Source organism: Pseudomonas farsensis (genome assembly GCF_014268805.2).
Lineage (GTDB): Bacteria > Pseudomonadota > Gammaproteobacteria > Pseudomonadales > Pseudomonadaceae > Aquipseudomonas > Aquipseudomonas farsensis.
In genome coordinates, this window is record NZ_JABWRF020000001.1 from 1,600,784 (window position 1) to 1,626,571 (window position 25,788).

The 25,788-nt window shown below is 62.2% G+C and carries 26 protein-coding genes; 14 read left to right on the forward strand and 12 right to left on the reverse strand.

Going from position 1 to position 25,788, the window contains the following annotated elements; all coding sequences use genetic code 11:
* Positions 1–4: 4 nt before the first annotated feature.
* The 5 genes from HU719_RS07340 to HU719_RS07360 all read left to right on the forward strand — a co-directional run bounded on the left by HU719_RS07340 (position 5) and on the right by HU719_RS07360 (position 5,449).
* Positions 5–2,305 carry a fatty acid cis/trans isomerase gene (locus tag HU719_RS07340; RefSeq protein WP_186536348.1) on the forward strand — a complete coding sequence of 767 codons (2,301 nt, stop codon included), beginning with the start codon at positions 5–7 and terminating at the stop codon, positions 2,303–2,305.
* Between the two features lie 108 nt (positions 2,306–2,413).
* Positions 2,414–3,448 carry an acyltransferase family protein gene (locus tag HU719_RS07345; RefSeq protein WP_186519595.1) on the forward strand — a complete coding sequence of 345 codons (1,035 nt, stop codon included), beginning with the start codon at positions 2,414–2,416 and terminating at the stop codon, positions 3,446–3,448.
* A 57-nt stretch (positions 3,449–3,505) separates the two neighbouring features.
* Positions 3,506–4,090, forward strand: a complete 585-nt coding sequence (gene nfuA, locus HU719_RS07350) for a Fe-S biogenesis protein NfuA (protein ID WP_186519593.1) — start codon at positions 3,506–3,508, stop codon at positions 4,088–4,090.
* 276 nt (positions 4,091–4,366) lie between these two features.
* Positions 4,367–4,975 carry an SCO family protein gene (locus tag HU719_RS07355; protein ID WP_186519591.1) on the forward strand — a complete coding sequence of 203 codons (609 nt, stop codon included), beginning with the start codon at positions 4,367–4,369 and terminating at the stop codon, positions 4,973–4,975.
* On the forward strand, positions 4,976–5,449 hold the full coding sequence (locus HU719_RS07360) for a copper chaperone PCu(A)C (protein WP_186519589.1): 474 nt from the start codon (positions 4,976–4,978) through the stop codon (positions 5,447–5,449).
* Between the two features lie 100 nt (positions 5,450–5,549).
* On the opposite strand, the gene HU719_RS07365 is transcribed toward HU719_RS07360, so the two are convergent.
* Entirely contained in the window at positions 5,550–6,527 is a 978-nt protein-coding gene (locus HU719_RS07365) for an AraC family transcriptional regulator (RefSeq protein ID WP_186536349.1), read from the reverse strand.
* 207 nt (positions 6,528–6,734) lie between these two features.
* Here HU719_RS07365 and HU719_RS07370 point away from each other — a divergent pair, with 207 nt between their 5' ends.
* A complete protein-coding gene (locus HU719_RS07370) occupies positions 6,735–7,523 on the forward strand; it encodes an EAL domain-containing protein (RefSeq protein ID WP_225917124.1) in 789 nt (262 codons plus the stop codon).
* Between the two features lie 30 nt (positions 7,524–7,553).
* On the opposite strand, the gene HU719_RS07375 is transcribed toward HU719_RS07370, so the two are convergent.
* The 8 genes from HU719_RS07375 to HU719_RS07410 form a co-directional block, all read right to left on the reverse strand.
* Positions 7,554–7,778, reverse strand: a complete 225-nt coding sequence (locus HU719_RS07375; RefSeq protein WP_186519585.1) for a hypothetical protein — start codon at positions 7,776–7,778, stop codon at positions 7,554–7,556.
* 64 nt (positions 7,779–7,842) lie between these two features.
* On the reverse strand, positions 7,843–8,676 hold the full coding sequence (locus tag HU719_RS07380) for an AraC family transcriptional regulator (protein WP_186536350.1): 834 nt from the start codon (positions 8,674–8,676) through the stop codon (positions 7,843–7,845).
* Positions 8,673–8,987 carry an AzlD domain-containing protein gene (locus HU719_RS07385; RefSeq protein ID WP_186536351.1) on the reverse strand — a complete coding sequence of 105 codons (315 nt, stop codon included), beginning with the start codon at positions 8,985–8,987 and terminating at the stop codon, positions 8,673–8,675. The genes HU719_RS07380 and HU719_RS07385 overlap by 4 nt, the downstream gene beginning before the upstream one ends.
* Positions 8,984–9,682 carry an AzlC family ABC transporter permease gene (locus tag HU719_RS07390; RefSeq protein WP_186536352.1) on the reverse strand — a complete coding sequence of 233 codons (699 nt, stop codon included), beginning with the start codon at positions 9,680–9,682 and terminating at the stop codon, positions 8,984–8,986. Before HU719_RS07390 ends, HU719_RS07385 begins: the two co-directional genes overlap by 4 nt.
* A 72-nt stretch (positions 9,683–9,754) precedes the next feature.
* Complete coding sequence (locus HU719_RS07395) at positions 9,755–10,477, reverse strand: sel1 repeat family protein (RefSeq protein WP_225917125.1); 723 nt, start codon at positions 10,475–10,477, stop codon at positions 9,755–9,757.
* A gap of 107 nt (positions 10,478–10,584) precedes the next feature.
* Complete coding sequence (locus HU719_RS07400; protein ID WP_186536353.1) at positions 10,585–11,685, reverse strand: hypothetical protein; 1,101 nt, start codon at positions 11,683–11,685, stop codon at positions 10,585–10,587.
* Between the two features lie 32 nt (positions 11,686–11,717).
* Positions 11,718–12,347 carry a LysE family transporter gene (locus HU719_RS07405; protein ID WP_186536355.1) on the reverse strand — a complete coding sequence of 210 codons (630 nt, stop codon included), beginning with the start codon at positions 12,345–12,347 and terminating at the stop codon, positions 11,718–11,720.
* 2 nt (positions 12,348–12,349) lie between these two features.
* Positions 12,350–13,126: a YqcI/YcgG family protein gene (locus HU719_RS07410; protein WP_186536357.1), complete on the reverse strand. Its 777-nt coding sequence runs from the start codon at positions 13,124–13,126 to the stop codon at positions 12,350–12,352.
* Between the two features lie 172 nt (positions 13,127–13,298).
* Between HU719_RS07410 and HU719_RS07415 the strand changes: the two genes are divergently transcribed.
* The 5 genes from HU719_RS07415 to HU719_RS07435 all read left to right on the forward strand — a co-directional run bounded on the left by HU719_RS07415 (position 13,299) and on the right by HU719_RS07435 (position 21,454).
* Positions 13,299–14,216, forward strand: a complete 918-nt coding sequence (locus HU719_RS07415) for a LysR substrate-binding domain-containing protein (protein WP_186536359.1) — start codon at positions 13,299–13,301, stop codon at positions 14,214–14,216.
* A 73-nt stretch (positions 14,217–14,289) separates the two neighbouring features.
* Positions 14,290–16,650 (forward strand): DNA polymerase II, encoded by a 2,361-nt coding sequence (locus HU719_RS07420; protein ID WP_186536361.1) that lies wholly within the window; start codon positions 14,290–14,292, stop codon positions 16,648–16,650.
* 216 nt (positions 16,651–16,866) lie between these two features.
* Positions 16,867–17,427, forward strand: a complete 561-nt coding sequence (locus HU719_RS07425) for a DUF4174 domain-containing protein (protein WP_186536363.1) — start codon at positions 16,867–16,869, stop codon at positions 17,425–17,427.
* Positions 17,428–17,541: 114 nt separating this feature from the next.
* Positions 17,542–20,091: a bifunctional diguanylate cyclase/phosphodiesterase gene (locus HU719_RS07430; RefSeq protein ID WP_186536365.1), complete on the forward strand. Its 2,550-nt coding sequence runs from the start codon at positions 17,542–17,544 to the stop codon at positions 20,089–20,091.
* A 214-nt stretch (positions 20,092–20,305) separates the two neighbouring features.
* A complete protein-coding gene (locus tag HU719_RS07435) occupies positions 20,306–21,454 on the forward strand; it encodes a GGDEF domain-containing protein (RefSeq protein ID WP_186536366.1) in 1,149 nt (382 codons plus the stop codon).
* A gap of 182 nt (positions 21,455–21,636) precedes the next feature.
* Here HU719_RS07435 and HU719_RS07440 read toward each other — a convergent pair whose 3' ends face one another.
* Positions 21,637–21,780 carry a hypothetical protein gene (locus HU719_RS07440; RefSeq protein ID WP_186519561.1) on the reverse strand — a complete coding sequence of 48 codons (144 nt, stop codon included), beginning with the start codon at positions 21,778–21,780 and terminating at the stop codon, positions 21,637–21,639.
* Between the two features lie 35 nt (positions 21,781–21,815).
* The gene (locus HU719_RS07445; RefSeq protein WP_186536367.1) at positions 21,816–22,280 is read right to left on the reverse strand and encodes a PA2171 family ribosome-binding persister protein; all 465 of its coding nucleotides are present in this window, start codon (positions 22,278–22,280) and stop codon (positions 21,816–21,818) included.
* A 221-nt stretch (positions 22,281–22,501) separates the two neighbouring features.
* Between HU719_RS07445 and HU719_RS07450 the strand changes: the two genes are divergently transcribed.
* The gene (locus HU719_RS07450) at positions 22,502–22,795 is read left to right on the forward strand and encodes a DUF6555 family protein (RefSeq protein ID WP_186536368.1); all 294 of its coding nucleotides are present in this window, start codon (positions 22,502–22,504) and stop codon (positions 22,793–22,795) included.
* Positions 22,796–22,849: 54 nt separating this feature from the next.
* Here the strand turns inward: HU719_RS07450 and HU719_RS07455 are convergent, their stop codons facing one another.
* Positions 22,850–23,353 carry a CinA family protein gene (locus HU719_RS07455; RefSeq protein WP_186536369.1) on the reverse strand — a complete coding sequence of 168 codons (504 nt, stop codon included), beginning with the start codon at positions 23,351–23,353 and terminating at the stop codon, positions 22,850–22,852.
* A 164-nt stretch (positions 23,354–23,517) separates the two neighbouring features.
* Between HU719_RS07455 and HU719_RS07460 the strand changes: the two genes are divergently transcribed.
* Both HU719_RS07460 and HU719_RS07465 read left to right on the forward strand, forming a co-directional pair.
* On the forward strand, positions 23,518–23,751 hold the full coding sequence (locus HU719_RS07460; RefSeq protein WP_186536370.1) for a PLD nuclease N-terminal domain-containing protein: 234 nt from the start codon (positions 23,518–23,520) through the stop codon (positions 23,749–23,751).
* Positions 23,752–25,016: 1,265 nt separating this feature from the next.
* Positions 25,017–25,676, forward strand: a complete 660-nt coding sequence (locus HU719_RS07465; protein WP_186536371.1) for a hypothetical protein — start codon at positions 25,017–25,019, stop codon at positions 25,674–25,676.
* Positions 25,677–25,788 lie beyond the last annotated feature (112 nt).

The following is a 25,788-nucleotide window of genomic DNA, read 5'->3' on the forward strand; positions in this document are numbered from 1 at the left end:
GCACATGCTGCTCCGTTTACTTGCCAGCGCCTGCGCACTGCTGCTCAGTGCACAGGTGCTTGCGCAGGCCCCCCTCTCCAGCCCGACGATTTCGTATACCCGGGATATCCAGCCGATCTTCACCGAGAAGTGCGTGGCCTGCCACGCCTGTAACGATGCGGCCTGTCAGCTCAACCTGGGCAGTGCCGAAGGTGCCGAGCGTGGCGCCTCCAAGGTGCCGGTGTACCAGGGCGATCGCACCGCTGCGGTGGCCACCACGCGGCTGTTCTATGACGCCCGTGACGTGGCTGGCTGGCGCAAGGACGGCTTCTATTCGGTGCTCGACCAGCAGGGCAGCCAGGCCGCGCTGATGGCGCGCATGCTCGAACTTGGCCATTCGACGCCCCTGGTGCCCAATGCCAAGCTGCCCGAGGAAATCGTGCTGGGGCTCAACCGCAACAACATGTGCCCGTTGCCCCATGAGTTCGATGCCTATGCCGGCGCACATCCCAAAGAGGGCATGCCGCTTGCCGTCACCGGGCTGACTGACCAGCAATACCGCACTTTGCAGCGCTGGCTGGCAGCCGGCGCACCGGTCGAGAAAGTTGCGATCCAGGCCAATGCCAGCGAGATGCAGCAGATTGGCGAATGGGAAGAGCTGTTGAACCGCCCGGGCTCCACCGAGGCCTTGGTGGCGCGCTGGCTGTACGAGCACCTGTTCCTGGCGCATATCTATTTTGTCGGCGGCGAGCCGGGCCACTACTTCCAGTGGGTGCGCTCGCGTACGCCCAGTGGCCAGCCCGTCGACCTGATCGCCACCCGCCGCCCCAACGACCCGCCCGGCACCGACTTCTACTACCGCCTGGTGCCGGTACAGGGTGTGATCGTGCACAAGACCCACATCAGCTACCCGATGGGCCCGCAGAAGCTCAAGCGGGTCAAGCAGCTGTTCTACAGCGGCGACTGGCATGCCAGCGCGCTGCCCGGCTACGGCCCGCGCCACCGCGCTAACCCGTTTGAAACCTTCGAGGCCATCCCGGCGGTGGCCCGTTACCAGTTCATGCTGGACAACGCCGAGTACTTCGTGCGCACGTTCATTCGTGGCCCGGTGTGCCGTGGGCAGATTGCCACCGATGTGATTCGCGACAACTTCTGGGCGCTGTTCCAGGAGCCGGCCCACGACCGCTATATCACCGATGCCGCCTACCGCGGCGAGGCAACGCCACTGCTGGCCATGCCGGGGCAGATCGACGATGTGGGCAGCGTGTTGAGCCTTTGGCACGCCTACCGCGACAAGCGCAACCAGTATGAAAGCCTGCGCCGCGACGCCTATGCCGAATTGCCGCCGCCGAGCTGGTCGACCCTGTGGGCGGGCAATGACAATGCGCTGTTGAGCATTTTCCGCCACTTCGACAGCGCTTCGGTGAACAAGGGCCTGATCGGTGACGTGCCGCTGACCATCTGGTTGTTCGACTACCCGCTGCTTGAACGCACCTATTATCAGTTGGCGGTGAATTTCGACGTGTACGGCAATGTTTCCCACCAGTTGCAGACGCGCTTGTACTTCGACTTGATCCGCAACGGCGCAGAGGTCAACTTCCTGCGCCTGATGCCGGCCAGCCAGCGCGGGCATATTCTCAGCGACTGGTACCAGAACAGCGGCAAGGTGAAGATGTGGATGGACTACGAGGACATCGACACCGATACCCCGAGCGGGCTGAAACTGGACAAGCACGACCCTAAGCGTGACTTCGGCCTGCAATTGCTGCAGCGCACCGCCAGCCTGAATGCCGCGCCCGACCCCATCAACCGCTGCCAGGGCGCGTACTGTTCACGGCCGCAGATGAGCGAAGAGTTCCGCGATGCCGAGCAGTCTTTGAGCCGCCTGGTGTCACGCCCGGCGGCGGGCCTGAAGGTGATCGGGCAGTTGCCTGAGGCAAGCATGCTGCGCATCGAGGGCAAGGACGGTCAGCGCCAGGTCTATAGCCTGTTGCGCAACCGTGCCCACAGCAATGTGGCGTTCCTGCTGGGCGAGGCCTACCGCTACCAGCCGGGACTGGACACCCTGACGCTGTACCCCGGCGTGCTCAGCAGCTACCCCAACTTCATGTTCAACGTGCCGGCAGGCGAGGTGGCCGAGTTTGTCGAAAGCCTGGAAGCGGCACGCGATGACAAGGCAAGCTTCGAACGCATCGTCACGCGCTGGGGCATACGCCGCAGCCACCCCGAGTTCTGGCGCTATTTCCATGATTTGAACAGCTTCCTCCTGGAAACTGACCCGCGCGAGGCCGGGGTGCTGGACATGAACCGCTACGAGAACCTCTGATCGGGCCGGCGGATCTTTGCCGGCCACCTGCGGTCGGACACGGTGAATGGGGCCTTGGCGGGTGAGCCTGCCAGGGTCTGAAATGCACCGAAAACCGCAGGAACCGGCATGCTGTATTCGCTTCAGGCTCTCCGGGCATTCGCCGCCTGGGTGGTGGTCTGCCACCACTTCATGCAAATCTTCTTCGACTTCCACGCCACCGGGCCGATTGGCCAACTGCTCGCCGACCGTGGCGCGGTGGGGGTGGATATTTTCTTCGTGATCAGCGGGCTGGTGATTTACCTTTCGACCCGTGACAAGGACATCGCGCCGGGCGAGTTCTTGCTCAACCGCGCACTGCGAATCGTCCCCGCCTATTGGTTCTATACCTTGCTGATGGCCGTGCTGATGCTGATCGCCAGCCGCTGGATGCCGCACCAAGTGTTCGAATGGCAGCACTTGCTGCTGTCGCTGTTGTTCATCCCGGCAGAAAACCCAGGTGGCTATGGCCTGTATCCAACCCTGAACGTTGGCTGGACGCTGAATTTCGAGATGTTTTTCTACTTGCTGTTTGGCCTGGCATTCATGGTGCGCCAGCGCCATCACTTGCTTATGGTTACCGCAGCACTGCTGCTAGTCAGCGAAGTGCTTGGCCGGCTTGGCGTGCTCAGCCGCTTCTACAACAACGACATCGTCTATGAGTTCTTGCTCGGCATTGGCCTGGGTGTGCTGTATCGCCGGGGGTTGATCCGCGAGGGGTTGTGGCTGCCGCTCGGGCTGCTGGGCCTGGCCGGCTTTGCCCTGTACCACCTCGACGCCACGCAGCGCCTGTTGCACTGGGGCCTGCCCAGCGCGCTGGTGGTGCTGGCGTTCATCGCCCTTGAACCGTACTTCAAGGGCAACCGCCTGCTCAAGTCGTTGGGCGATTGTTCGTACTCGGTGTACCTGATTCACGTGCTGGTACTGTACGCCGGGCTGTTCGCCAGCGAGCGCCTGCACCTGAACCCGTACCTGGTGTTCGCCATCTGCGTGCCGTCAATCGGACTAATGTCGTGGCTCAGCTACCACTGGCTGGAACGCGGCCTGTATTGGCGGCTCAAGGCCTGGATGGCGCCGGCAGAGGGCAGGGCGCCTGCCTTGGCGCTATCCCGAGTCAAATGCTAGGACTTTGTTCGGGGCACAGGTTGGCGTACACTGCCGGCAAGTCTGTGAGGAACTTACATGAGCGCTATAACCATTACCGACGCCGCCCATGACTACCTGGCCGATCTGCTTTCCAAGCAGAACACGCCTGGCATTGGCATCCGCGTTTTCATTACCCAGCCGGGCACCCAGTACGCCGAGACCTGCATCGCCTACTGCAAGCCCGGTGAAGAGAAACCCGACGACCAGCCGGTCGGCCTGAAAAGCTTCACCGCCTACCTGGATGCGGTCAGCGTGCCGTTTCTGGAGGACGCGCTGGTCGACTACGCAACCGACCGCATGGGCGGCCAGCTGACCATCAAGGCACCCAATGCGAAGGTGCCGATGGTCAACGAAGACAGCCCGGTCAACGAGCGTATCAACTACTACCTGCAGACCGAGATCAACCCCGGTCTTGCCAGTCACGGCGGCGCCGTGAGCCTGGTCGACGTAGTCGAGGACGGCATTGCCGTGCTGCAGTTCGGCGGCGGCTGCCAAGGTTGCGGCCAGGCTGACGTAACCCTCAAGGACGGCATCGAGCGCACCTTGCTCGAACGCATCCCGGAGCTCAAGGGTGTACGTGACGTGACCGACCACAGCCAGAAAGAAAACGCCTACTACTAATGCGTTTCAACATCGCGGGGCAGCTCTTCCCACAGCGCAAAGCCCGCGTGGGAGCGGGCTTGCCCCGCGATGTTTTTTTGCACTGTGCATTGATCCATAGCAACAAACTGTTACGGATTCAACCCCTGCGACAACAGGTCGCGCCCCGTATTCAAAGGGCTGCAGGCCGGTGCTGCTTCAGTCGGGTAGATGATGCAGGGGTGTCATGCCAGAATGCGCCGGTTTTCTGGCCGGCCCACGCCAAGGGTCGGCACCTTCCCTGTAAAGGATGGTTCCATGACTGATCTGTTGACCCGGCGCGCCGTTGTGGCCGGGATGGGCGTTCTGGGGCTCGGCCTGCTGGCCGGTTGCAACCCGGCCCGTGGCCTTGACTTCAAGTACGGCAAGAACATGAGCAATGAGATCCTTGGGCGCAAGTTCAAGCTCAAGGACACTCAAGGCAATGAACGCAGCCTGTCGAGCTTCTACGGCAGCATGCCGATGATCTTCTTCGGCTTCACCCAGTGCCCGGCGGTCTGCCCGACTGCATTGGCGCGCGCGGTGCAGATCCGCAACATGCTCAAGGGCCGTGACCGCGAGCTGTTCCAAGTGGTGTTCATCACCCTGGACCCGGAGCGCGATACCCCTGAAGTGCTCGATGCCTACGTCAAGGCGTTTGACCCGTCGTTCACCGCGCTCACCGGCACCCCCGAGGAAATCGACGCGGTCGCCCGCGAGTTCAAGGTGTTTTACGAGAAGGTTCCGGCTGGCGACACCTATACCATCTCGCACTCGTCCACCAGCTACGTCTACGATACCCGTGGCACGCTGCGCCTGAGCCTGGGCCATTCCCTGAACGCCAAGGAATGTACCGAGGACCTGCTTACCCTGATGGAGATCTGCTGAATGTCGATGCAACCGATCAAACGCGCCCTGGCTGCCGTGGCCCTGTGCGGCCTGGCATTGCCGGCCCTGGCCCAGACCACCGTCAGCGACGCTTGGGTGCGTGCCAGCGTGCCGCAGCAGCAGGCCACCGGCGCCTTCATGACCCTGACCGCCAGCAGCGACAGCAAGCTGGTGAGCGTCGCTTCGCCGGTTGCCAAGACCGTGCAGGTGCATGAAATGACCATGAAGGGCGATGTGATGGGCATGCGTGAGGTCAAGTCGGTGGACCTGCCGGCCGGCAAGCCGGTGACCCTCGACCCGAATGGCTACCACGTCATGCTTATTGGCCTTGGGCAACAGGTGAAGGAGGGCGACCATGTGCCGCTGACTCTGACCATCGAAGACGCCAAGGGCGCCAAGGAAACCGTGCAGGTCGAGGCTGAAGTCCGCGCCCTGACTGCGGGTGCCGGGCACGATCACGCGCATCAGCACTGATTGGCGGGCAAGCGAGGGCCGCGTTGCGGCCCTTCGCGGCGCATTCCTTTGTAGGAGCGGCCTTGTGCCGCGATCACCGGCGAAGCCGGTGCCAGGCGACTCACCCGCGCAACTTGCGGTATTCCCCAGGCGGCATGCCGAACCAGCGCAGGCAGGCTTTGTGAAAACTGCTGGGGTCGCGAAAACCCAAGCTGGCGCCAATGTATTTGACGCTGCGCACCGAATCGCGCAGCAAGCTATGGGCCTGGGTCAGGCGGGCTTCATCCAGCAGTGCGGTAAAACTCACGCCGTCGCGCTCCAAGGCGTTTTGCAGGCTGCGCCGGCTCAGGCGTAGATGCGCGGACAGGCTCTCGAGTGCAGTAGGCTGCCCCATGGTCAGTTGCTCGGTGAGCGCGCGGCGCACCCGCGAGGTGGTAGAGCCTTCGATCCGCTCTTCAAGCCGCGCGGCTGCGTACTCGCCATGCAACCGGTCCAGTTCCGGCGAAGCCGTCGGCAGCGCCAGCCGGCACACCTCTTCGGGCAAGCGCAGGCTGTTGTAAGGCCGGCCGAACACTAGCCGTTCACCGAACAGGCTGCGTAACACGCGTGTATCGGCAGGTTCCGGGTAGGCCAGTTCCACTTCCAGCGGCGTAACCGTGTGCCCCGGCGTCAGCCACTGCAGAAGGCCCAGGGTCATCGCGGCGCCCGCATCGATGAACACCCGCGGCGCAGGCGGGCCGACCTCGAAGCCAATCAAACGCACTTCACCTGGGTGTTGCTCCAGGCGCAGGATCGAGCCGTTGGTGGTCAGCGGATGAAAGCACACCAACCGCTGCAGGGCATCGCCCAAGGTCGCGCAGGACATTACCGCATAGCCAAGCTGGCCGAGCATTGCCGGGTGTGCATGGGCAAGCACGCGCAGGCCGATGTCGGCATCGCCTGTGCGCCGGACGACCTCTTCCAGCCATTCGTAGACCTTGACCAGGCGAATATGCCGGCCGCTTTCAGCCAGGATCGGGTCGTGTGGGTCGATGTCGGCGCCAGCACGGATCAACGCCTGGGCCAGGGTGGTGAAGTAACTGCGAGAAACGGTATGCATGAAGCTGTCCTGAAGCGCGAAGGGCGGTAACTTGCTGTGCCGGGTCTGACGCCGGCCGGGGGCAGAGGGTCAGTCGTCCGGGTCAGGGGACAACCAAAGGGAGCCGGAGGACACTGTTCGGCGTGTCGGGCGGGTGGGACCATGCGCGCCTCCATGAGGAGGTGATCGCCAGCAGGATGCCGGCCAAGCGATGGAGCGAACAGACCGATGAATCATCCACTGGATGCAGACCCTGCACAAGAGCGGGATGACCTGCACCGTGCCCGCCTTGTCTACCAGGACCTTGCCCTGGGCCACTTTCTGCTGGCTTTTCAGCCCGTGGTTGACGCGCGTGATCCGGCCCGAGTGCTCTACCACGAAAGCCTGTTGCGCCACGACGGCCCGGAACTGGGCTTCAACCCGATCATGGCGCTTGAACGCAAGCACGCCATGGGCCTGCTCGACCGCAGCGTGATGGCCTGCGTCATCAGCGCGCTTGAGGAGCACCCCGAACTGCGCCTGGGGTGCAACCTGTCGGCGCAAAGTGCCTATGACAGCACGGCCTGGCACCCGCTCTGGGCACGCTTGCGCCAGCGCCCAGAGGTAGCCGCGCGGCTGGTGCTGGAAATCACCGAAAGCGCAACGCCTGCGGACCCGCAGCGCACGCTGGCATTCATTGCCCAGGTACAGGCGCTGGGCTGCCAGCTGGCCATCGATGATTTTGGTGCAGGCTTTGCGAGCCTTGCGTTCGTGCGCCAGGCGCGCCCGGATGTGCTCAAGGTCGACCGTGGTTATTTGCACCGGGCCCGAGAAGCGGGGCCCGATGCCCAGGTGTTCCATCATCTGCTGCGGCTGTGCCAAGGGTTAGCCGCGCAGGTGGTAGTCGAAGGGGTTGAAGATGAGCAGGACCATGAGCGCGCTCTGGCGAGCGGCGCCACATGGCTGCAGGGTTTCCACTTTGCCCGGCCGTCGGTGCTGACGCCGGTAGCGCAATGGCGCGTAGTGCTGGAGCGCTAGCCGACGCTCGCTGGACAAGGCACAGGCAGCTCAGCGAAAACGCGGTAACGGCCGGTCAACGGTCAGCGACGTCAGGGTCCTGCGGACTCTTGCCTCGTCCGCCTCAAGGGCCTTGAGGCTCTCGCGGATCTTGCCGGCAACGGGCATGTCGCCCTGGCGGTCGATCCAGTCGGCGATTTCCTTGCAAGCGCTGCTCAGGCAGGCCTGGCGTTGATTCATCAGCGACAGCAGGTGGGTGATTTCTCGCTCGGACATGATGGCATCCTCCGTTCAGCCATCTGAGTGTAGCAGCCAGGGCCAAGGCTGCCTGAGACACGCTTCAGCGCGGCTGACAGGCCTGGCGAAAGGCGCCTGGGGTTACGCCGTAGGCTTGCTTGAACTGCCGGCTCAAATGGCTCTGGTCGGCAAAACCAAGCCTCAGTGCAACCTCCAGGGCCGACAGCCCGCTGCGTAGCAGCTCGCGGGCGCGGCTCAGCCGGCGCTGTTTGAGCCAGGCATGGGGCGGTAAACCGGTGGCCTGGCGAAACACGCGGGCAAAGTGAAACGGCGAGAGGTTTACCGCCGCTGCCAGCGCTTCCAGTGATGGCGGGTCGGCTAATTGGCTTTCGAGTAAGTCGCGAGCGCGTCTGACCGCCAGCGGCTCATTGCCAGGCGCCGCCGGCTCGCGGCAATGGCCATGGCGCTGCACCAGCGCCAGCACGGCATGGCGCCAGGCAGTTTGCTGCTCAAGGACGCTGGCGCCGGCCTCGCACCCCTGGTTGAGCTGGCTGAAGGCCGCCGCCAGTGCGGGGTCGTGGATAACGCTGTCCTTGAACAACGGCAACCCACGGCCACCGATCTGCAGTTCATCGAGCACGCTGCTGACCCGGTCGGTTTCAGGATAGAAGCCCCGGTAGCGCCAGCCGCTCTCATGGGCGGTAGCGCCGGTATGCAGCTCGTCGGGGTTGATCAGCACCATGCTGCCGACCGGCGCCAGGTGTTCGCTGCCACGGTGCCAGAAACGCTGGGCGCCGGCCTCGATCACGGTGAACACGTAGCCATCGTGCACATGCGGGGCGAAGCGTTGCTGCACGTAGCGCGCATGCAACAGCTCGACATCGCCGAGCGCGGCTGCCTGCCACAAGTGAGCCTGTTCACGCAGGGGCGTGGTCATGCCAGCCAGCTGCGCAAAAGAAAGAAGATCAACATGCTTGCCAGCATGCTCAGCAGCACGCTGCGGGTCAACAGCACCAGCGCGATGGCTACCAACGAGCCCAGCAAATACGGGTTGAACAGGCTGAGGGTCAATTGATGGCCCGGCATGAAGATGATCGGCCCGCAAATCGCCGTGAGCATGCCAGGCACGGCAAAACCGAGAAACTGCCGGGCGTTGGAGCTCAACCGCAGGGGCAGGCGCGGCTCGAGAAAGGCGTAGCGATTGAGAAATACCACCGCGCCCATGGCGACTATCAACAGCCAGATCATGCGCGGCCTCCCCAGCATTTAAGGCAGATGAACCCGGCGGCCATGCCGAGCAGGCCCGCGGCAACCAGCGCGGTTTCCCACTGCCAATGGCTGAACAGCACCGAGCAGAACAGTGACACCGCGACGCACACCACGGTGGGTACGTTGCGCACCAGCGGGGCGATCAGCGCCACGAAGGTGGCGACGATGGAAAAGTCCAGGCCAAGGCGGTCCAGATGCGGGATGTTCTGGCCGAGCACGATACCGGCCAGGGTAAACAGGTTCCACGCCACATAGAACGTCAGGCCGACGCCCAAGGCATACCAGCGGTTGAACTGTTGCTGGTCATGCTGGCTGGTGAGGGCAAAGAATTCGTCGGTGAGCAGAAAGCCCAGCCCCAGCCGCCAGCGCGCGGGCAGCCCCGACAGCACTGGGCGCATCGACAGGCCGTAGAGCAGGTGTTGCGAGGTCAGCAGCAAAGTGGTCAGGAGGATCGAGAACAGGTTGGCGCCACCTTTGAGCATGCCGATCGCCACCAGTTGTGCAGCCCCTGCAAAGACGATGGCAGACAGGCCCTGGCCTTGCAGCGGGCTGAGGTTGGCCTCGATGGCCATGGAGCCTGCCAGCAGCCCCCATGGGGCGACCGCCAGTGACAATGGCAAGCTGGCAATGGCGCCGTGGACAAAGGCTTGGCGGGCAACGGGCGGGCTAGGCATGGGCAGTGCAACGTATCGACCAGGCAGGCCAGCATGGCAGAGGGCAGGGGCTGTTGGCTTGAACGATCTTGCTCAGCGGCTGCTGGTCAGGCGCTGCGCCGCGGCCACACAGCCGTTGATGTCCACGGCCTTCTGCAACAGTGCCTGGCGGTGTTGTGGGTCTAGATCGCCCAGCAGGCGGTACACCTCGGCCTGATAATCGCGCTGGCGCCCCCACTGCATTTGCAGCCCTTGCGGGCTTGCACGGTTGCACGCCAGGCGTGCGGCAGGTTGCGGGTAGTAGGGTGCATACAGCGTGGCCATGCCCGGCACTGCCTCCAGCGCCTCGCGGTAAGCGGGGCTGGCGTTGTACGGCTGGCACCAGCGGGCAATCGCCAGGGCGGGCGGTGCGAAGCCCTGCTTGAGGCTGGCTTGCAGCAGCGGGCAGGCCGCATCGGCGATCTGCGTGGCGGGCAAGTAGGTGGTGTAGTAGAGCGCCAGGCGGTACTGCGCAACCGGGTGGCCCAGCGCCACCGACTTTTCCAGCAACGCCACCGCCGTGGGCAAGGTGCGCGCCATAGCCTGGCCCTGGCGGCTCAGCTCGGGGTCGGTAGCCACTGCACGGATGGGGCTTGGGGTGTCTATGCCTACCACTTCGTCGGCCTGCTCCAGCAGCGGCAGGGCCTGGCGGTACAGCAGGTCGGCGTGAGGGTCGATGCTCACTTCCAGTGCCTGCGCGGCGAAGGCTGTCAGCAGCAGCGGCAGGGCTGCGGCAGGAAGAATGCGCGAGCGAATGTGGACAGCTAGGCAAGTCATGGTGGGTACGCGTATGTCTCTGGCGAGTCAGGGGCGACGACGGCCTATTCTAGCCAGCCTGCACGGTTTGCCGAAACCCCATGCCTGACCTATCTGACGACCGCCTGTTAAAGCTGCTTGATGGGCGCGACATTGCGCAGCGCCTGCTTGTCCTGGGCCAGGCCAAGTTTTGCGGTGATCACCTTGGCCAGCGCATTGTTGCCCCGGTCGTTGAAGTGCAGGCGGTCGACGAACAGATGCTCGCCAAATACCAGTGAGCTGCTGAGCATGCCGTTCATGTCGTAGCAGGGGATGGGCTCGGCATGGCCTTTGATGCGCCGGAAAAAAGCCGGGTGCAACTGGCGGTCAAAGGTGCTGCCCAGTAGCCGGTCGAAATTGCTCGGCTGCTGTTCAAGCCCTTGCAGCATGCGCTGTTCCGCGGCAGGCACCTGTTCCCGGCACCAAGGCAGCAATGGCTGCAGAATGAAGGTGAAGGTGGTGTGGCTGTTGGCTAGCAGTCGCTCCCACTGGCACAGCGTGCGGCCAATGCAGTCGGCAGCCCGGGCCAGGCGTTTGTCGGCAGGCGCCAAGGCATCCAGCGCTGACCACGGCTCGGGCTGTGGCGCCAAAAAGGCGTGGGTCAGGCGTTGCCATAGCGATTCGCGGCGCGGTTGTTCGCTGTGCTGTACGCCTTCGTTGAAGCGGTTGAGCAGCGCCTGATAGGCGTGCGCCTTGTGCGGCTCGGGGCTTGCGGCCAACAACTCGCCAAGGGTTTCCTGGGCGACGGTGTTAAGGCCGCTAAGCACCACAACATGGCCCACCTGGCCCAGGCGGTGCTGGTGGGTCAGGTACAGCAGCAATTCCTGGGTAGCGCTGAGCCCACAACCGGCTAGGGTCAACCACACTTCGCCGGTCAGTGCCGACAGGTACGAGGCCACGGTGTGCTCGTCGGAACTCGCGCCGATGCCCATCGCACTGGACCCGCCCACCAGCAGGTTGACCCGCGCCGCGCCGCCTCGTTCGGCCAGCGAATAACGCTTGCCGGCCAGGTAGCTATAGCGCATGCCCAGCGCATCGGTATTGATGGTGCCGGAGCGGTAGCCGCGCTCGTGCACGTACAGCGTCTGTGGCGCGCGGCGGCTGCCCAGTTGCAGAAAACGCTGGTAGTCGAGCGGCAAGGGGAGCGCCTCACCCTTGATGCCGGGCTGGGAGGTGTTACGGGGGCTCATCGGCGCTCCTTGTTATTGTCGTTGCTCAGGCTTCAGGCAGCCAGTTCGCGCAGGTTGTAGGCCAGCCCGACTAGTGCGATCAGCAGCAGTGCAACCCCTGAAGCCAGGCTGATGATGCGGCTACTGCGCTGCGAGGCGATGCGCCCGATGGCGAAGATGTACAGGCTCAGCACGGCGAAATCGATGGCGACCCACAGCAACGACAGCACCACCATGCTCTTGCCGAACGACTCGGTGATCTGGATGAACTGCGGGAAGAACGAGATAAAGAAGATGATGTCCTTGGGGTTGGAAATACCCACCATGAACCCCTGCAACAAGCCCCCGCGCGGCGCTTGCTGGGCTGGCTGCTCGGCCTGCGTCGGTGCCGGCGCCTGCAGTGCTTCACGCAGGGTACCGACGGCGATGTAGCCGATGAACAGGCAGCCCAGCAGGCTCATGCCGTTGAGCCAGGACTTGTCGATGGCCGCGCTGGTCATGATGATCCAGGCCGCAGCGCCAATCAGTACCAGCGAGGCCCAGTTGGTGCCGATGGCGGTGAACACCGCCTTGCGCGAGCCAGAAGCCGCAGCGGTGTTGACGATCAATGCGACAACCGGCCCCGGCGTTGCGATCAGCAGCAGGACGGTGAGGGCATAGGTGGCGGTGAGGGCGGTATTCACGTTCAGTTCTCGATCAGTGAGTCGGGTGCCGCAGGGGCGTGGAAGGGGCACCGGGCCGGGTTCAGCGAGCCAGGTTCCTGCAGTTGGTACTGCTTCCATTCATAGTTGTCGTGCTGGCCGAAGAAGCCTAGCGAGTCGGGCATGACGCCGTCGTTGTAGTGCCGTACACGGTCGCGAATGCGCTCGCGGATGCGCTGGCCGCTCGCGGTTTCGGCGCTGGCAACCTCGTCGAAGCTTTCCCGTGGGTTGACCACCCAGGCAATGTGCTTGCCCAGGTTGCGGCTTTTCATCTGCTGGTGGCCGGGGAAGTTCATGTTGATGAACAGCGGCATGCCGGCAAAGCAGAAGGCCCACTGGTGGTCGTGGGGGTCTTGCGGGATATCGGCAGGCCAGGGTTGCGGGTCGCGGGCATGCACTTCGCCCAGCACCTCCCAGGCCAAGGCTTGCTGCGCCTGTAGCGAGGTATTGGGGGCGGTTTCGAGAAACACCAGCAGGGGGTTGCCGACCCGTTGCTTGAGCGGGATAGGTTCGATGGTGCGGATGTACTCGGCCATGCCACGGGCGATGTCGGCCGCCAGGCACTCGGCCCGGGCGAAAATGATATGGCAGGTACGCGCCTTTACCGCCTTGCGCCCGAACAGGCATGGGAAGTCGGGGTTGGCGAGGGTTTCCTTGAATTGTTCTATGGTCTTGTGTGTCCAGTGGTGACGGTTCTGGACATGTTCATCGGCAAGCTCTAGCGCATCCAGGCGATAGCAGTTTCCATAACCCGTAAACATGATTTCCCCTGGGGTTTCAAACCAGCTGTAAAAGAGAATTTCCCGGCATATCCATACGGTTAGGCTCTCTGTGGTTATTGTTTAACGGCATTTTCAGCGGTGCCCCCGGCGTTGTAAAACGCCTGGAACTATGACCTACTATTAGTCTCGCTCATGCTTTGAAGGCATTTTGATGTCGGAACGGATTCAAGCCCTGCATGCCCTGCGCGCCTTCGAAGTCGCATCGCGCTACGGTTCATTTACCCGTGCGGCGCAGGAACTGGCCCTGACCCAGGGGGCGGTCAGCCATCACATCAAGACCCTCGAGGCGCTGTTTGGCTGCGACCTGTTCGAGCGTCGTGGCCCGAGACTGCGGCTCACCGAGCACGGCAGCCTGCTGGCTCAAGAGCTCAAGGTGGGCTTCAAGATCATCGAAAACGCCTGCGCATTGCTGCGCCAGGACCGCTACGGCCTGCGTATCAAGGCGCCGTCGACGCTTACCGTCCGCTGGCTGCTGCGCGCGCTGGACGGCTTCAAGAAAGTCGAAAACAACTACCCGGTGCAGTTGTCTAGCGTGTGGATGGACATCGACGCCGTGGACTTCTATTCCGAGCCCTACGACTGCGCCATCCTGTTGGGCGATGGCCGCTGCGAGGCGGACGTCGAAAGCTTGAAGCTGTTCGATGAATGGCTGATCCCGGTGTGCCACCCCAACTACCTTGCCCAGCCAGCGGCGGATATGTCGGCGTTGGACGGCTGCGAGTTTCTCCACCCCTCGCCCGACCGCCGCGACTGGCGGCGGTGGCTGGCCCGGCTCGGCGCGCCGCACATCAGCATCGACCAAGGCCAGGTCTTCGACACCCTCGACCAAGGCATATCCGCCGCTCAGCAGGGCCTGGGCATCTCGGTGGTGGACCTGGTTCTGGCCAGCGCCGACCTTGCGGCGGGCAACCTGGTCACGCCGTTCCCCCAGGCGGTGGCCACTGGCGACGGCTATTACATGAGCTGGCTCAAGACCAGCCCCAAGGCACGGCAGATGCACAAGCTGCGCGACTACCTGCTGGCGCAGGTGCCGGTGCTGCCGGAAAAAACCATCAGCTACCTGTACTGACCCGCCGCTTTGGGCCTTGCCGAGGTTTAGGTACACTGCAACCGGTCACTTTTCCCTCTCAGAGGTTCACGCAGTGCAGCTTCAACAGGGCTTCGTCCTGACCCGCCATTGGCACGACACCCCCGAAGGCACCTGCGTGGAATTCTGGCTGGCTACCGACCAGGGGCCGCGCCGTCTGCGCTTGCCTGCGCAGACCTCGGTCGCCTTCATCCCGGCTGTGCAGGCCGAGCACGCCCGCTTACTGCTGGCGGGCGAGCAGGGCGTCGAACTGCACCCGCTGCAGTTGCGCGATTTCGATCAGCGCCCGGTGCTCGGCCTTTACTGCCAGCAGCACCGGCAGATGATCGCTATTGAAAAACGCCTGCGGGCGGCCGGGGTCGAGGTTTTCGAGGCCGATATACGCCCGCCGGAACGCTACCTGATGGAGCGTTTCATCACCGCGCCCGTGCAGTTCAGTGGCCGCAGCGACGAGCAGGGCACGCTGTGCGACGCGCAGCTCAAGCCCGATCCACACTACCGCCCGCCGCTGCGGCTGGTGTCCCTGGATATCGAAACCAGCGAGCGCGGCGAGCTGTACAGCATCGGCCTGCAAGGCTGCGGCCAGCGCACGGTGTACATGCTTGGCCCGGCCAACGGCGATGACGCCGAAGTGGACTTCGACCTGCACTACTGTGCCAGCCGCACAGGGTTGATCGAGGGCCTGAACCACTGGCTGGCACTGCACGACCCGGACGCGATCATCGGCTGGAACCTGGTGCAGTTTGACCTGCGCCTGCTGCACGAGCATGCCAAGCGCCTCAATGTGCCGCTTTACCTGGGCCGTGGCGGCGCGCCGCTGCACCTGCGCGAGCACGGCAGCGGCAAGCACTTTTTTGCTGAGGCGCCAGGGCGGCTGCTGATCGATGGTATCGAGGCGCTGCGCTCGGCCACCTGGAGCTTCCCCTCGTTCAGCTTGGAGAGCGTGGCGCGGCAGTTGCTGGGGGAGGGCAAGGCTATATCGACCCCGTACCAGCGCATGGATGAAATCAACCGCCAGTTCGCCGAGGACAAGCCGGCACTAGCGCGTTACAACATCAAGGACTGCGAGCTGGTCACGCGGATCTTCGCCCATACCCGGCTGCTGGAGTTCCTGCTGGAGCGCGCAAGCGTCACGGGCCTGCCGGTAGACCGCAGCGGCGGTTCGGTGGCGGCGTTCTGCCACCTTTATATACCGCCAATGCATCGCCTGGGCTTTGTCGCCCCCAACCTGGGCAGCCGCCCGGACGAGGCCAGCCCTGGTGGCTTTGTGATGGATTCACGGCCAGGGCTTTACGACTCGGTGCTGGTGCTGGACTACAAAAGCCTGTACCCCTCGATCATCCGCACCTTTCTGATCGACCCGGTGGGCCTGGTGCAGGGCCTGCGCCAGCCGGACGATGCCCATTCGGTCGAAGGTTTTCGCGGTGGCCGTTTCTCGCGCAGCGATCATTGCCTGCCGGCCATTGTCGAGCGCGTATGGCAAGGGCGCGAGGCGGCCAAGCGGGCGGGCAACGCGCCGCTGTCGCAGGCGCTGAAAATCATCATGAATGCCTTCTATGGCGTGCTTGGTTCAAGCGGCTGCCGGTTTTTCGACCCGCGCCTGGCGTCCTCGATCACCATGCGCGGCCACCAGATCATGCACCAGACCCGTCTGCTGATCGAAGCGCGTGGCTACGACGTGATCTACGGCGATACCGACTCCACCTTCGTCTGGCTCAAGGGCGCCCACGCCGAAGCCGATGCTGCACGCATTGGCCGGGAACTGGTGGCTGAGGTCAACCAGTGGTGGGCGCACCATCTGCAACAAACCATGGGCCTTGCGTGCGCGCTTGAGCTGCAGTTCGAGACCCATTACCGGCGTTTTCTGATGCCGACCATTCGTGGCACCGACGAGGGCAGCAAGAAGCGCTACGCAGGGCTGGTGCAGCGCGAAGACGGCACTGAGGACATGGTCTACAAGGGCCTGGAGTCAGTGCGCACCGACTGGTCGCCGCTGGCCCGGCAGTTCCAGCAGGAACTGTACGGCCGGGTGTTCCGCAACCAGCCGTACCGCGATTATGTGTGCGATACCGTACGCGGCCTGCTGGCCGGCGAACACGATGCGCTACTGGTGTACCGCAAGCGCCTGCGCCGCCCGCTCGCCGACTACCAGCGCAACGTTCCGCCGCATGTACGTGCAGCGCGGCTAGCCGACGAGTACAACGCCCGCCTCGGCCGCCCGCGGCAGTACCAGAACGGCGGCTGGATCAGCTACCTGATCACCACCAGCGGCCCGGAACCGCTGGAAAACCTGCAGTCGCCGATCGATCACCAGCATTACCTGAGCCGGCAGTTGCAGCCGGTGGCCGATGGCATCCTGCCGTTTGTGGGCGATGACTTCAGCGCCTTGGTCGATCAGCAGTTGCCGTTGTTCTGAGGACGCTGGGCAAATTGCCCTGGGCCAAGGAACCAGATGGGCATTGGCGAATCAGAGCAACGGGCCTGAACGTCGCCATGTGTCCCGCGCGACCTCCGACAGAAATCGCCGGGCCTGTTAAAACATGGCGTTGGACTATGCTTTCGGTAATGTAGGGCTTGCGTGTCGGACCTTTCGCCAAGGCCCGTAGTATTAAGAAATGAAAAGGAGATGCCCATGCTCGTCAGGTCACTGACACTCGCCACTCTGTTCGCTTGCGCCGGCCCGTTGCTTGCCGCCGACAGCGATGCGCCCTTGGCCAAAGAGCAGGGCAAGGCACGGCCGCTGGTGGTGATTGCGCCCAGCAGCGCCGACCCGACCCTGCGCGGCCTGGAGGCAGCGATCAAAGACCCGGCCACCGAGGCTGGTTTCAAAGAGCGCGGGCTGGTGCTTTATAGCGTTGCGCAAATGATGGGCAAGCGCGAAGACAAGAACCTTGAGCAGCAAACCACCATGGCGTTGATCCGCGAGCTGAAGCTTGGGGCAAGCAAGGGCACCAAGGTGATTCTGGTGGGCAAGGACGGCGAGCGTCATGTGCTTAAGGATGACGACAGTGGCGAGAAGCTCGACCCGCAGGTGATCTTCAAGGCCGTTGACGCACTGCCCGCCAGCGAGCAGGCAGTCACCACGCCAGAGCCGGTGGCTGCAGCACCGGCCGAACCTAAGAGCAAGGCCAAGGACAGCAAGCCTGCGAAACCGGCCAAACCTGCGGCGCCGCCCAAACCGCTGGAAGACTGAGCAACCCCGATTGGGCTGGGTTCTTGCCAGCGCGGGCGCTGCCCGTATCTGCTTGAACCCTGCTCCCGCACACCTGTCCACCAGAATGGAACCCTCGGACTCCATGGTGACTGAATGGACGCAGCGACCTACAGCGGCCTCGAGCCGCCCCGCAAAAGTCGTAACCAGGTCGTACGCAGGCTGACCCTGGCCTTTGTCGGCCTGCTGGGGCTGGCTTTATTGATCGGCTTGCTGGCCTTTTTACGCATTGCCCAAGGGCTGGATGAGCGTGAAGCAGCGCAAAGCCGCTTCCATGCAGAATCCGCCTTGGCGCAGTTGCAGAAGAACGAGCGCACCTTCCTCCTTACCCATGCCTTCTGGCAAGCGGCCTACGATCACCTCAGCGGCACGGTCGATACCCGCTGGGCCTACGATGAGGACAATATCGGCGCCAGCCTTTACCGCGATGACGGCTATCAAGGCGTGTTCGTGCTCGACGACGAGGGCACCCATTACGCGATGGTCGATGGTCAACTGACCGACCAACCCCTTGCCCACTACAGTGCCAACAGCGGCCGTATTGTCGAACTGGCGCACAAGGCTGGCCAGCGGGACCAGGCCAGCTCTGGGTACATGCTGTTTGCCGGCCAGCCGTCGCTGTTCACAGCAGCGGTAATCCGCGCGCCCTCGCAGCCGCACCATCTGCCCGGCTCGCGGGCGGTGCTGGTGTTCGTGCGGGTGCTCGATGCCAGCTTGCTCGAATCGCTAGGGCGCAGTGCGGGGTTGTCAGGCTTTGCCACCAGTGCCAGCCCGCCGACCGGGGACGGGCAGGGCATGCTGGCGCTCGAAGGCAGCGGCCATGTGCTCACCTGGTATATCGAGGCGCCGGGTACGCAGTTGCTGCGCACGGTGCTGCCACCGCTGGTGCTCGGCGTGCTGCTGATGCTGGTGTTCGTCGCGCTCATCGCCCGCCAGGCCATGCGCACCAGCGGCGAGATCGACCGCAGCCACCAGCAGTTGGCATTGTCGCGCAGCGCCCTGCAAATCAGCGAGGAGCGTTTCAAGGCGGTAGCCGAGGCTGCCTCGGACTGGATCTGGGAAACCGACGCCGAGCTGCGCGTAAGCTATTTGTCCGACCGCTTCAGCGAGCTTACCGGGCTGCAGGTAACGGCCTGGCTAGGCCAGCCGGTTACCGAGCTGCTCGATTGCGACACCGGCAAGATTGAGCACTGGCTGCAGGGCCTTGCCGCCACCGCTGCCACCGGTAGCCTGCGTTGCCAATACCACGACCACCTAGGCCAGCAGCGTATCTGTCGCCTTTCGGCGCGGGCTATCCTGCGCGACGGGCGTTGCCACGGCTATCGCGGCACCAGCAGTGACATCACCGACGAAGTGGCCGCCCATGCGCAGATCCAGCATTTGTCGCTGCACGACGCCCTGACCGGCCTGCCCAATCGCAACAAACTGTTCCGTTACCTTGAAAGCAGTGAAAACGCCAAAGCTTTGCTGATGCTCGACCTGGACAACTTCAAGCCGATCAACGACAGCCTCGGTCACCCAGCGGGCGACGCGGTGCTGATCGAAGTGGCCGGCCGCCTGGGGCGCATCACCCGCGACTGCGACCTGGTCGCGCGTCTTGGCGGTGATGAGTTCATCGTGGTACTGGCCCGCCCAGGAAAGCAGCCTGAAGTCGACCGCTTTTGCGCCCGCCTGGTACAGGCGCTGGAGCAACCCATGCTGGTCGAGGGCCATACAGTGCGCATTGGCGTCAGCGTTGGCGTGGTCCTTGCATCCGACTACCCAGGCCCCGCCAGTGACCTGATTCGCTATGCAGACGTCGCCTTGCTCAGCGCCAAACAGGCCGGCAAGCACACCTGGCGCTATTTCTCGGCGCAGCTCAACGCGGCAGTGCTGGAAAAACGTACCCTTGAGCGCGAACTGCGCGAGGGCATCGACCGTGGCGAACTGGTGCTGCACTTTCAGCCCCGCTATAGCGTCGATGGCGTGCAGGTGGCGTCGGTCGAGGCTCTGGTGCGCTGGCAGCACCCCCAGCATGGCCTGATGCGGCCTGACCAGTTCATCGGCTTGGCTGAGGAGTCCGACCTGATCGTGCTGCTAGGCAACCAGGTGCTGCTTGATGCCTGCACCAGCGCCCGTCACTGGCCGCTGGCGGTGACCGTGTCGGTGAACATGTCGCCTGCGCAGTTCAGCCGCAGCGATGTGGTCCGTGATGTGGCTGATGCCCTGCGTGCCAGCGGGCTGCCGGCGCACCGCCTGGAGCTGGAAATCACCGAAGGGGTCATGCTCAACGACGTCGAGGGCGCCTTGCATACCATGAATGCGCTCAAGGAACTGGGCGTGCGGCTGAACATGGACGACTTCGGCACGGGTTATTCCTCGCTTGGCTACCTGCGCACTTACCCGTTCGACAGTATCAAGATCGACAAGCGCTTCATCCAGTCGCTGGGCCGCAGCGCCAGCGACCGCAGTGTGGTGCAGGCCATCATCAACCTGGGTAACGCCATGGGCATGACGGTCACCGCTGAAGGTGTGGAGACTGTCGAGCAGTTGGCGCTGCTAAACGACGACCAGTGCCATGAAGTGCAGGGCTTCCTCCTTAGCCACCCGTTGGAAGAGGGTGCACTGGTGCTGCTGATGCAAGAGCAGATGGCCATGCTGCCCTGACCGCGTGTGCAGGCCCTGTCGCCGGTTTATTTCTCACCCACAGCGCGCCAGCACTGGCTTTGCGCACATTCCCCGGTATGCTGTCGCGCCCGCGCACTCGAGTGAATAGGTTTCCCGACGGGGTGCCATCATTTAGATATCATTCGGCGCAGCTAAAATCCCTCCCAGCGCTTACAATCACCCACCGCACCAAACGTTACAGGCAGCTCTTTCCATGGCGTTCGACGCTTTCACCATGCTCACGCTCACTATCGCCCTGGCGGCCGCTGCAGCTTTGTACCTGGCCGTTGAGTGGGGCAGTGTGCGCGAGCCTTCGCTGCTGTGCTGGAGCGCAGGTTTTGCCACTATCAGCATCGGATCAAGCCTGGCGCTGATGCGTGGCAGCGGCTATTTGTTCATCGGTATCTGGTTTGCCAACGGCATGTTGGTGTGCGCCCATTGGCTGTTTCTGCTGGGCGTTTCAAGGTTTACCGAGACGCGCTTGTCCAGGGCCTGGTACCTGGCGATACCCGCATGGGGCGGTTTGTTGCTGCTGCCGGACTGGGCGCAGTGGTCGAAGACGTTTCTGGTGGTCAACTCGCTGCTGGTGGCGCTGTTGACGCTGCATGCCAGTGTGCTTTTGCGCCCGCATGGCAAGTCGCTAAGCGTGGGGGCAGTGCAGTTGCGCTATGTGTTGCTGTTGCACGGCTCGTTTTACCTGGCCAAGACCTTGCCACCGCTGGTGCCTGGCACCTTCATAGATTTGATGGCGTTCCGCGGGCTGATCATCCAGATATCGCTGGTCGAAGGGGCCATGGCGATCATGCTGATCGCGCTGTCGATGACCGGCACTGTGCGTTACCGCCGCGAGGAGCGTATCGAGCGTTTGGCAGCGCGTGACCCGCTGACCGCGCTGTACAACCGCCGCGCCCTTGAAGTCCGGGCGCCCAGCCTGCTTGCCACGGTGACCCCGGTAAGCCCGGGGGCATTGTTGCTGATCGATATCGACCATTTCAAACTGGTCAACGACTATCACGGCCACCCTGCGGGGGACCGCTTGCTGATTGCCTTGAGCGAGATGATTCGCAGCCTGTTGCCGGAGCGGGCGATTGCTGCGCGGCTGGGGGGTGATGAGTTCGTAATCTTGGTTGGCGGTGCTTCGCGGGTGCAGATCGAGGCGCTGGCAACCACCTTGCGCCGCCAATTCCAGCAGTTGGCGGCGCAAACCTGTATTACGCCGGAACCTGTGACCTTGAGTATTGGCGCCAACCTGTTCGACCGTCCTCCGGCAAGCCTGGCTGCGTTGATCGAACAGGGCGACGTGCTGCTGTATGCCTCCAAGCGCAGCGGGCGTGACAGCCTGCAGTTGGTGGACAGCCTGTAGAACGCTGCTGTATTTGGCATCGGAGGCTGATCAATACTGTCCAGGCCTCATCGCAGGCTGTCGCCAGCTCCCACAGAGACCGCGTCAGTGCGATATCGGCGTCTGGCTCAACGCCTGTAGGAGCTGGCGACAGCCTGCGATGAGGCCCGAACAGGCGTGCACCAGCCTTGAGACCCTAGCGATCAACCATCCGACTGCTCTTCAGGCGGCACCTGGCCCTCGGGCCACTCCGGTGCTTCTGTTTCAGGCGCAGGTTTGGGCACAGGCTCACCAGGGTCTTGCGGGACGTCATCAACATACGGGTCGGGGTGCTTGGGGTCGGCCATGATCGGCTCCTCGGTGGGCGGCATTCAGGGTTGGCTCAGGCGGCGCGTTGCTCGCCCTTGAGCAGTTTTTTCTGCGCCTCCATGGCCTGGCCCATTGCCTCCAGCGCGTCCTTGCCCAACAGCTTGCGGGCCGTTGGGAACAACTCGCTTTCCTCTTCCTCGATATGGTGTTCGAGCAGCTCCTTCATTACCTTGACGCGGCCGGCAAATTCCACGGTGCCCGTGTCAGTTTCCAGCAGGTCCGGCATCACCAGCGAATCGACGGTGCGGTGTTCTTCCTTGGCTTCGTAGTACATCTTGGCTTCTTCCTTGCCACCGGCCTGTTTGATCGCCGGGTACAGGATCTCTTCTTCAAGTTGCGTGTGAATGCGCACTTCCTGCTCGATACGCTGCAGCAACTCGGCGCGTTTCTTTACGGCGCGCTCGGTAGTGGCCGACAATTCTTCGAGCAGTTTCTTCACCAGCTTGTGGTCGTTGGTCAGCAGTTCGATAGCATTCATGAAGCACCTCTGCGGGCTGGGTTGAAATCACGGTTGCCTAGGGTGGAGTTGGGTGCAAACAGCAAGGTTCAAAAAGGATGATCACCGGCAGGCGTCTGGTGCGCAGTCGCCCGGGCAAGAACCCGCGGTGGCAAAATGCCGTATGACCGATTGGTCAAATTAAGTGAATTTTTTCTGCACACGCCTGCTCCATTGACCGTGAATCGATGGAGGAGAGTCCGATGGCGGGACAGCAACTGTATGTGATCGAGTACGAGCTACATGGGGAATTCCGGACTTTCATCATCCGGCTGGAGCGCATGGACAATGCCGAAGCCTGGCATTGGGCAAGTTGTGACGCCGGGGTGGGGATCATTCCCAGGTTCGGTCAGCACAAGATCAAAAAGGTCAGCCGGCCCATGGCCGAGCGCTATGGTTTAGCCAATGTGCGTTGGCGCCCATCAGGGCAGGGCCCGGAGTTCGTGGCGCCACCGGTGGATGTGAGGAAATTCTCTACCACCACGGATGACGCCTGAGTCAATCCCGTGCCGGGGGATGCGCAATCCCCTGGCCTTGTGACTACCGCTGCATCACGCCCGTTCACCGCGCAGCCAGCGCTGGTGGTAATGGGCAAGCTTGCCTAGCCCGTACAGTGCACCTTGGTGCATGACTTCTTCGCGTGTGCCAAAAAACCGCTGAGTGCGAGTAAACACCGCCAGTGGCTCCCCGGCGAATGCCCAGGCAAAACACAGGGTGCCCGGCGCCACGCCACCTTCGGGCGCAGGCCCGGAGACGCCTGTTGTGGCAATGGCAACCGTTGCCTGGCTGTCCTTTAGCGCGCCCAGCGCCATCTCCCACGCCACCGCCTCGCTGGTCAGGCCGTATCGCTCGATGGTGACCGGGCTGACTCCGAGCAGGCGCTGCTTGGCGCTGGGGGCGTACACCACATAGCCACTCTCAAGCACCTCACCGGTGCCGGGCACCTGCGCCAGCAGCGCGACCATGCTGCCGGCGGTGCAGGATTCTGCGGTGGTCAGCAGCAGTTTGTTGGCTTTGAGGTAGTCGAGTGTTTGCAGTACGGGTGCCGGCGCCATGGTGCGTTCTCGCGAGTTGTTTTGCGATGGACGTGGGATTCGGGGCAATGGTTCAGTGCAGATGGGTGGCGGCAGATGACCCATGGGCAGTTGCGCTGAACTTTGTGCAGAGCGGTGGCTTCCTCTAATGACAGAGGCAAAACCCCTGAGCAGGAGCAAAGAGCATGAATGAACCCGTGACGTATTTCTGGATCGCCCTGGTGGTGATCATTTTGTTGATCGATGTGTGGGCAATTGTCAGCGTGTTTCGCAGTGACAAGTCCGACGCTACCAAGATCATGTGGGCGTTGGTGCTGGTTGCGTTGCCTGTGGTCGGCCTGGGTATCTGGGGCATCGCAGGGCCACGCGGCATCAAGCGCGGCACCGGGCCGACGTCGCCAGAACACAGCAAAGGGTAGGAGGGCACCATGAGCAAGCCAGACCAGAAACCAGACACACAAGGTGAGCAGGAGCGAGACAACGACGCCCGGCGCCCGGACGGCTCTACCGGTACGGGCCATGATTCCACCGCGCAGAAAGCTGCGCGAGGGCACGGCGAGCGCAAGCCGAAGGATCCGGACCGGGCTTGGGAGGGGTAGGCTGTGCCCAATCTCAGGCCCATACATCCCCCTGTGGCAAACGTGCTGTTTGTGGCGAGCGGGCTTGCCCCGCGTTGGGCTGCGAAGCAGCCCTCGCACAGCTCTATTGCGAGATCTATGCCGACAATTGAGTATTCAGGGCTGCTTTGCAGCCCAACGCGGGGCAAGACCGCTCGCCGCGACGACTGCGCTAGGCTCTCAGCGATAAGGGCGGATCACGTTGCAGACGAGGATGGAGTACCGTCACAGAGGGTGTAGCGGCTTACCTCCAAGGTTAGCGAAATTCTTATTTAGCGGCTTGTAGTCAGCGGCTATCGCGGGCAAAGCGAGATAAAAATTAAAATCCATCCGAATATATATGTAGGTCATCAGGTTTCCAACTGAGTGTAATTTCTGATCTGGTTAAATTGTGGTTTTCGGCGGCGTCTACGTCATTGAAATAATTTGAAAAATTGTTCTTCTGAAAAAAAGGTATTCCGATACGTTTCAATGTGCGCGTGCGGTGCGCGAAAGGTATTGGAAGGCACCCTTGGAAAGCGTTGCCTTGGAGGTCTGATTAGTCGTTGCGCCAGCGGACTTAATGGCTGCGGTTCCAGGTATATGAGAAAGTGAATTCTGTGGTGAACTGATAGTTGCTGTGTATGGGGGTTCAAGTATGAAGGGCGGATTAGTATACTTTTATTTTGTGGTTGCGATGGTGTTCTGTGGAAATTTACAGGCAGGTGTTGGGATGTTTTCCCGCGCGAACTGTGTGGCTGGTTTCAATGAGTCGGTCAGTTGGGATCCTATACAAATGTGGATGTTGGCTACAGACTCGATGCAAACCAACGAGCTTACTGGTGAGTATCGTTTCTTCGAGGCCGAGGAAACGTTGACTGGCCGCTCGTACGCAGGCTGCGGGTTTTGCGGTAATAGTGGTTGGTATGTGGAGGGTACCCACTGGGCGGGTATGCAAGATAAAGAGAGCGATAATAAATATCTGACGGAGGAGATCTGTGAGAATGGATGGACGCCGCAAAGTATAGCTCATGTAACGCCATGTAAGAGTACCGAGGCTACGTCCTGTAACTTGTCGGAGTGGTGATATGAGAAATAAGTTGTTTGTTGTGCTGTTTGTTGTGCTGTTTGTTTTTGTTCCATCGTTTGCTTTTGCTAAGTTAGAGATTGAGCCGCTTACCGGCAACGCAAGGTTTGAGAAGCGCCTCGAGGCTATGCGCTCTTCGGTAAGCGCAAGGTCGGTTAAAGCACCTGAGTTCCCAACTTTTGAACAATTTAATGAAGCGGTATCTAAGGCAAAATTTGAGTCTGGGAGGCGGAATGAACAAGTGGTTCTAGAGTCTCCTTCTAGGACGATGATCGAGAAACTGGGTTGTAAGCTTGAGAATCAGGCGCCCTCTGGCGTGGAGAAAAAAGGAGGGGGATTGAATGGTGTGATGTCTGTATATTTGTGTGCGAACAGCTATTTGGTTAGCTATGAAAGCGATTATAAAGTGCCGTTGACTCAGAAAGTAATAATTTTTGATGATGATTATGTGAAGAAGCAAGAGCGTGGCAGTCCCTTGATAAAAGAGGCTGTGGCGACGCGTGGAAATACTAGGTTTACTAGTATCCGATGGCTGAACGCTGATAATGAGATCAAGTATGAGATTTTTGCGGATCTTGGAAAATCTAATGATGCCAAGCTTGAAAAATCTTTGAAAGACGGCCTAAAGGAAATTGCCATTAAACTCAGTCCAGTAGAGTAAGTGCTGCTGAGAGCTACGAGGTGTGCGGGCGGGGGTGTCAAAGCACCTTTTTATTGCCGATCAGGTATCCCGACCAGTCTTGGGAGGGAGGAGGCCAGGCCTGCTGTGCCCA

Coding starts and splice junctions, on each gene's coding strand:
- HU719_RS07430 (WP_186536365.1), top strand. CDS start 17,542: ATGGACGCAGCGACCTACAGCGGCCTCGAGCCGCCCCGCAAAAGTCGT.
- HU719_RS07435 (WP_186536366.1), top strand. CDS start 20,306: ATGGCGTTCGACGCTTTCACCATGCTCACGCTCACTATCGCCCTGGCG.
- HU719_RS07345 (WP_186519595.1), top strand. CDS start 2,414: ATGCTGTATTCGCTTCAGGCTCTCCGGGCATTCGCCGCCTGGGTGGTG.
- HU719_RS07460 (WP_186536370.1), top strand. CDS start 23,518: ATGAATGAACCCGTGACGTATTTCTGGATCGCCCTGGTGGTGATCATT.
- HU719_RS07340 (WP_186536348.1), top strand. CDS start 5: ATGCTGCTCCGTTTACTTGCCAGCGCCTGCGCACTGCTGCTCAGTGCA.
- HU719_RS07375 (WP_186519585.1), bottom strand. CDS start 7,778: ATGTCCGAGCGAGAAATCACCCACCTGCTGTCGCTGATGAATCAACGC.
- HU719_RS07450 (WP_186536368.1), top strand. CDS start 22,502: ATGGCGGGACAGCAACTGTATGTGATCGAGTACGAGCTACATGGGGAA.
- HU719_RS07355 (WP_186519591.1), top strand. CDS start 4,367: ATGACTGATCTGTTGACCCGGCGCGCCGTTGTGGCCGGGATGGGCGTT.
- HU719_RS07385 (WP_186536351.1), bottom strand. CDS start 8,987: ATGATCTGGCTGTTGATAGTCGCCATGGGCGCGGTGGTATTTCTCAAT.
- HU719_RS07410 (WP_186536357.1), bottom strand. CDS start 13,126: ATGTTTACGGGTTATGGAAACTGCTATCGCCTGGATGCGCTAGAGCTT.
- HU719_RS07390 (WP_186536352.1), bottom strand. CDS start 9,682: ATGCCTAGCCCGCCCGTTGCCCGCCAAGCCTTTGTCCACGGCGCCATT.
- HU719_RS07365 (WP_186536349.1), bottom strand. CDS start 6,527: ATGCATACCGTTTCTCGCAGTTACTTCACCACCCTGGCCCAGGCGTTG.
- HU719_RS07465 (WP_186536371.1), top strand. CDS start 25,017: ATGAGAAATAAGTTGTTTGTTGTGCTGTTTGTTGTGCTGTTTGTTTTT.
- HU719_RS07425 (WP_186536363.1), top strand. CDS start 16,867: ATGCTCGTCAGGTCACTGACACTCGCCACTCTGTTCGCTTGCGCCGGC.
- HU719_RS07455 (WP_186536369.1), bottom strand. CDS start 23,353: ATGGCGCCGGCACCCGTACTGCAAACACTCGACTACCTCAAAGCCAAC.
- HU719_RS07415 (WP_186536359.1), top strand. CDS start 13,299: ATGTCGGAACGGATTCAAGCCCTGCATGCCCTGCGCGCCTTCGAAGTC.
- HU719_RS07395 (WP_225917125.1), bottom strand. CDS start 10,477: ATGACTTGCCTAGCTGTCCACATTCGCTCGCGCATTCTTCCTGCCGCA.
- HU719_RS07440 (WP_186519561.1), bottom strand. CDS start 21,780: ATGGCCGACCCCAAGCACCCCGACCCGTATGTTGATGACGTCCCGCAA.
- HU719_RS07400 (WP_186536353.1), bottom strand. CDS start 11,685: ATGAGCCCCCGTAACACCTCCCAGCCCGGCATCAAGGGTGAGGCGCTC.
- HU719_RS07380 (WP_186536350.1), bottom strand. CDS start 8,676: ATGACCACGCCCCTGCGTGAACAGGCTCACTTGTGGCAGGCAGCCGCG.
- nfuA (WP_186519593.1), top strand. CDS start 3,506: ATGAGCGCTATAACCATTACCGACGCCGCCCATGACTACCTGGCCGAT.
- HU719_RS07370 (WP_225917124.1), top strand. CDS start 6,735: ATGAATCATCCACTGGATGCAGACCCTGCACAAGAGCGGGATGACCTG.
- HU719_RS07445 (WP_186536367.1), bottom strand. CDS start 22,280: ATGAATGCTATCGAACTGCTGACCAACGACCACAAGCTGGTGAAGAAA.
- HU719_RS07360 (WP_186519589.1), top strand. CDS start 4,976: ATGTCGATGCAACCGATCAAACGCGCCCTGGCTGCCGTGGCCCTGTGC.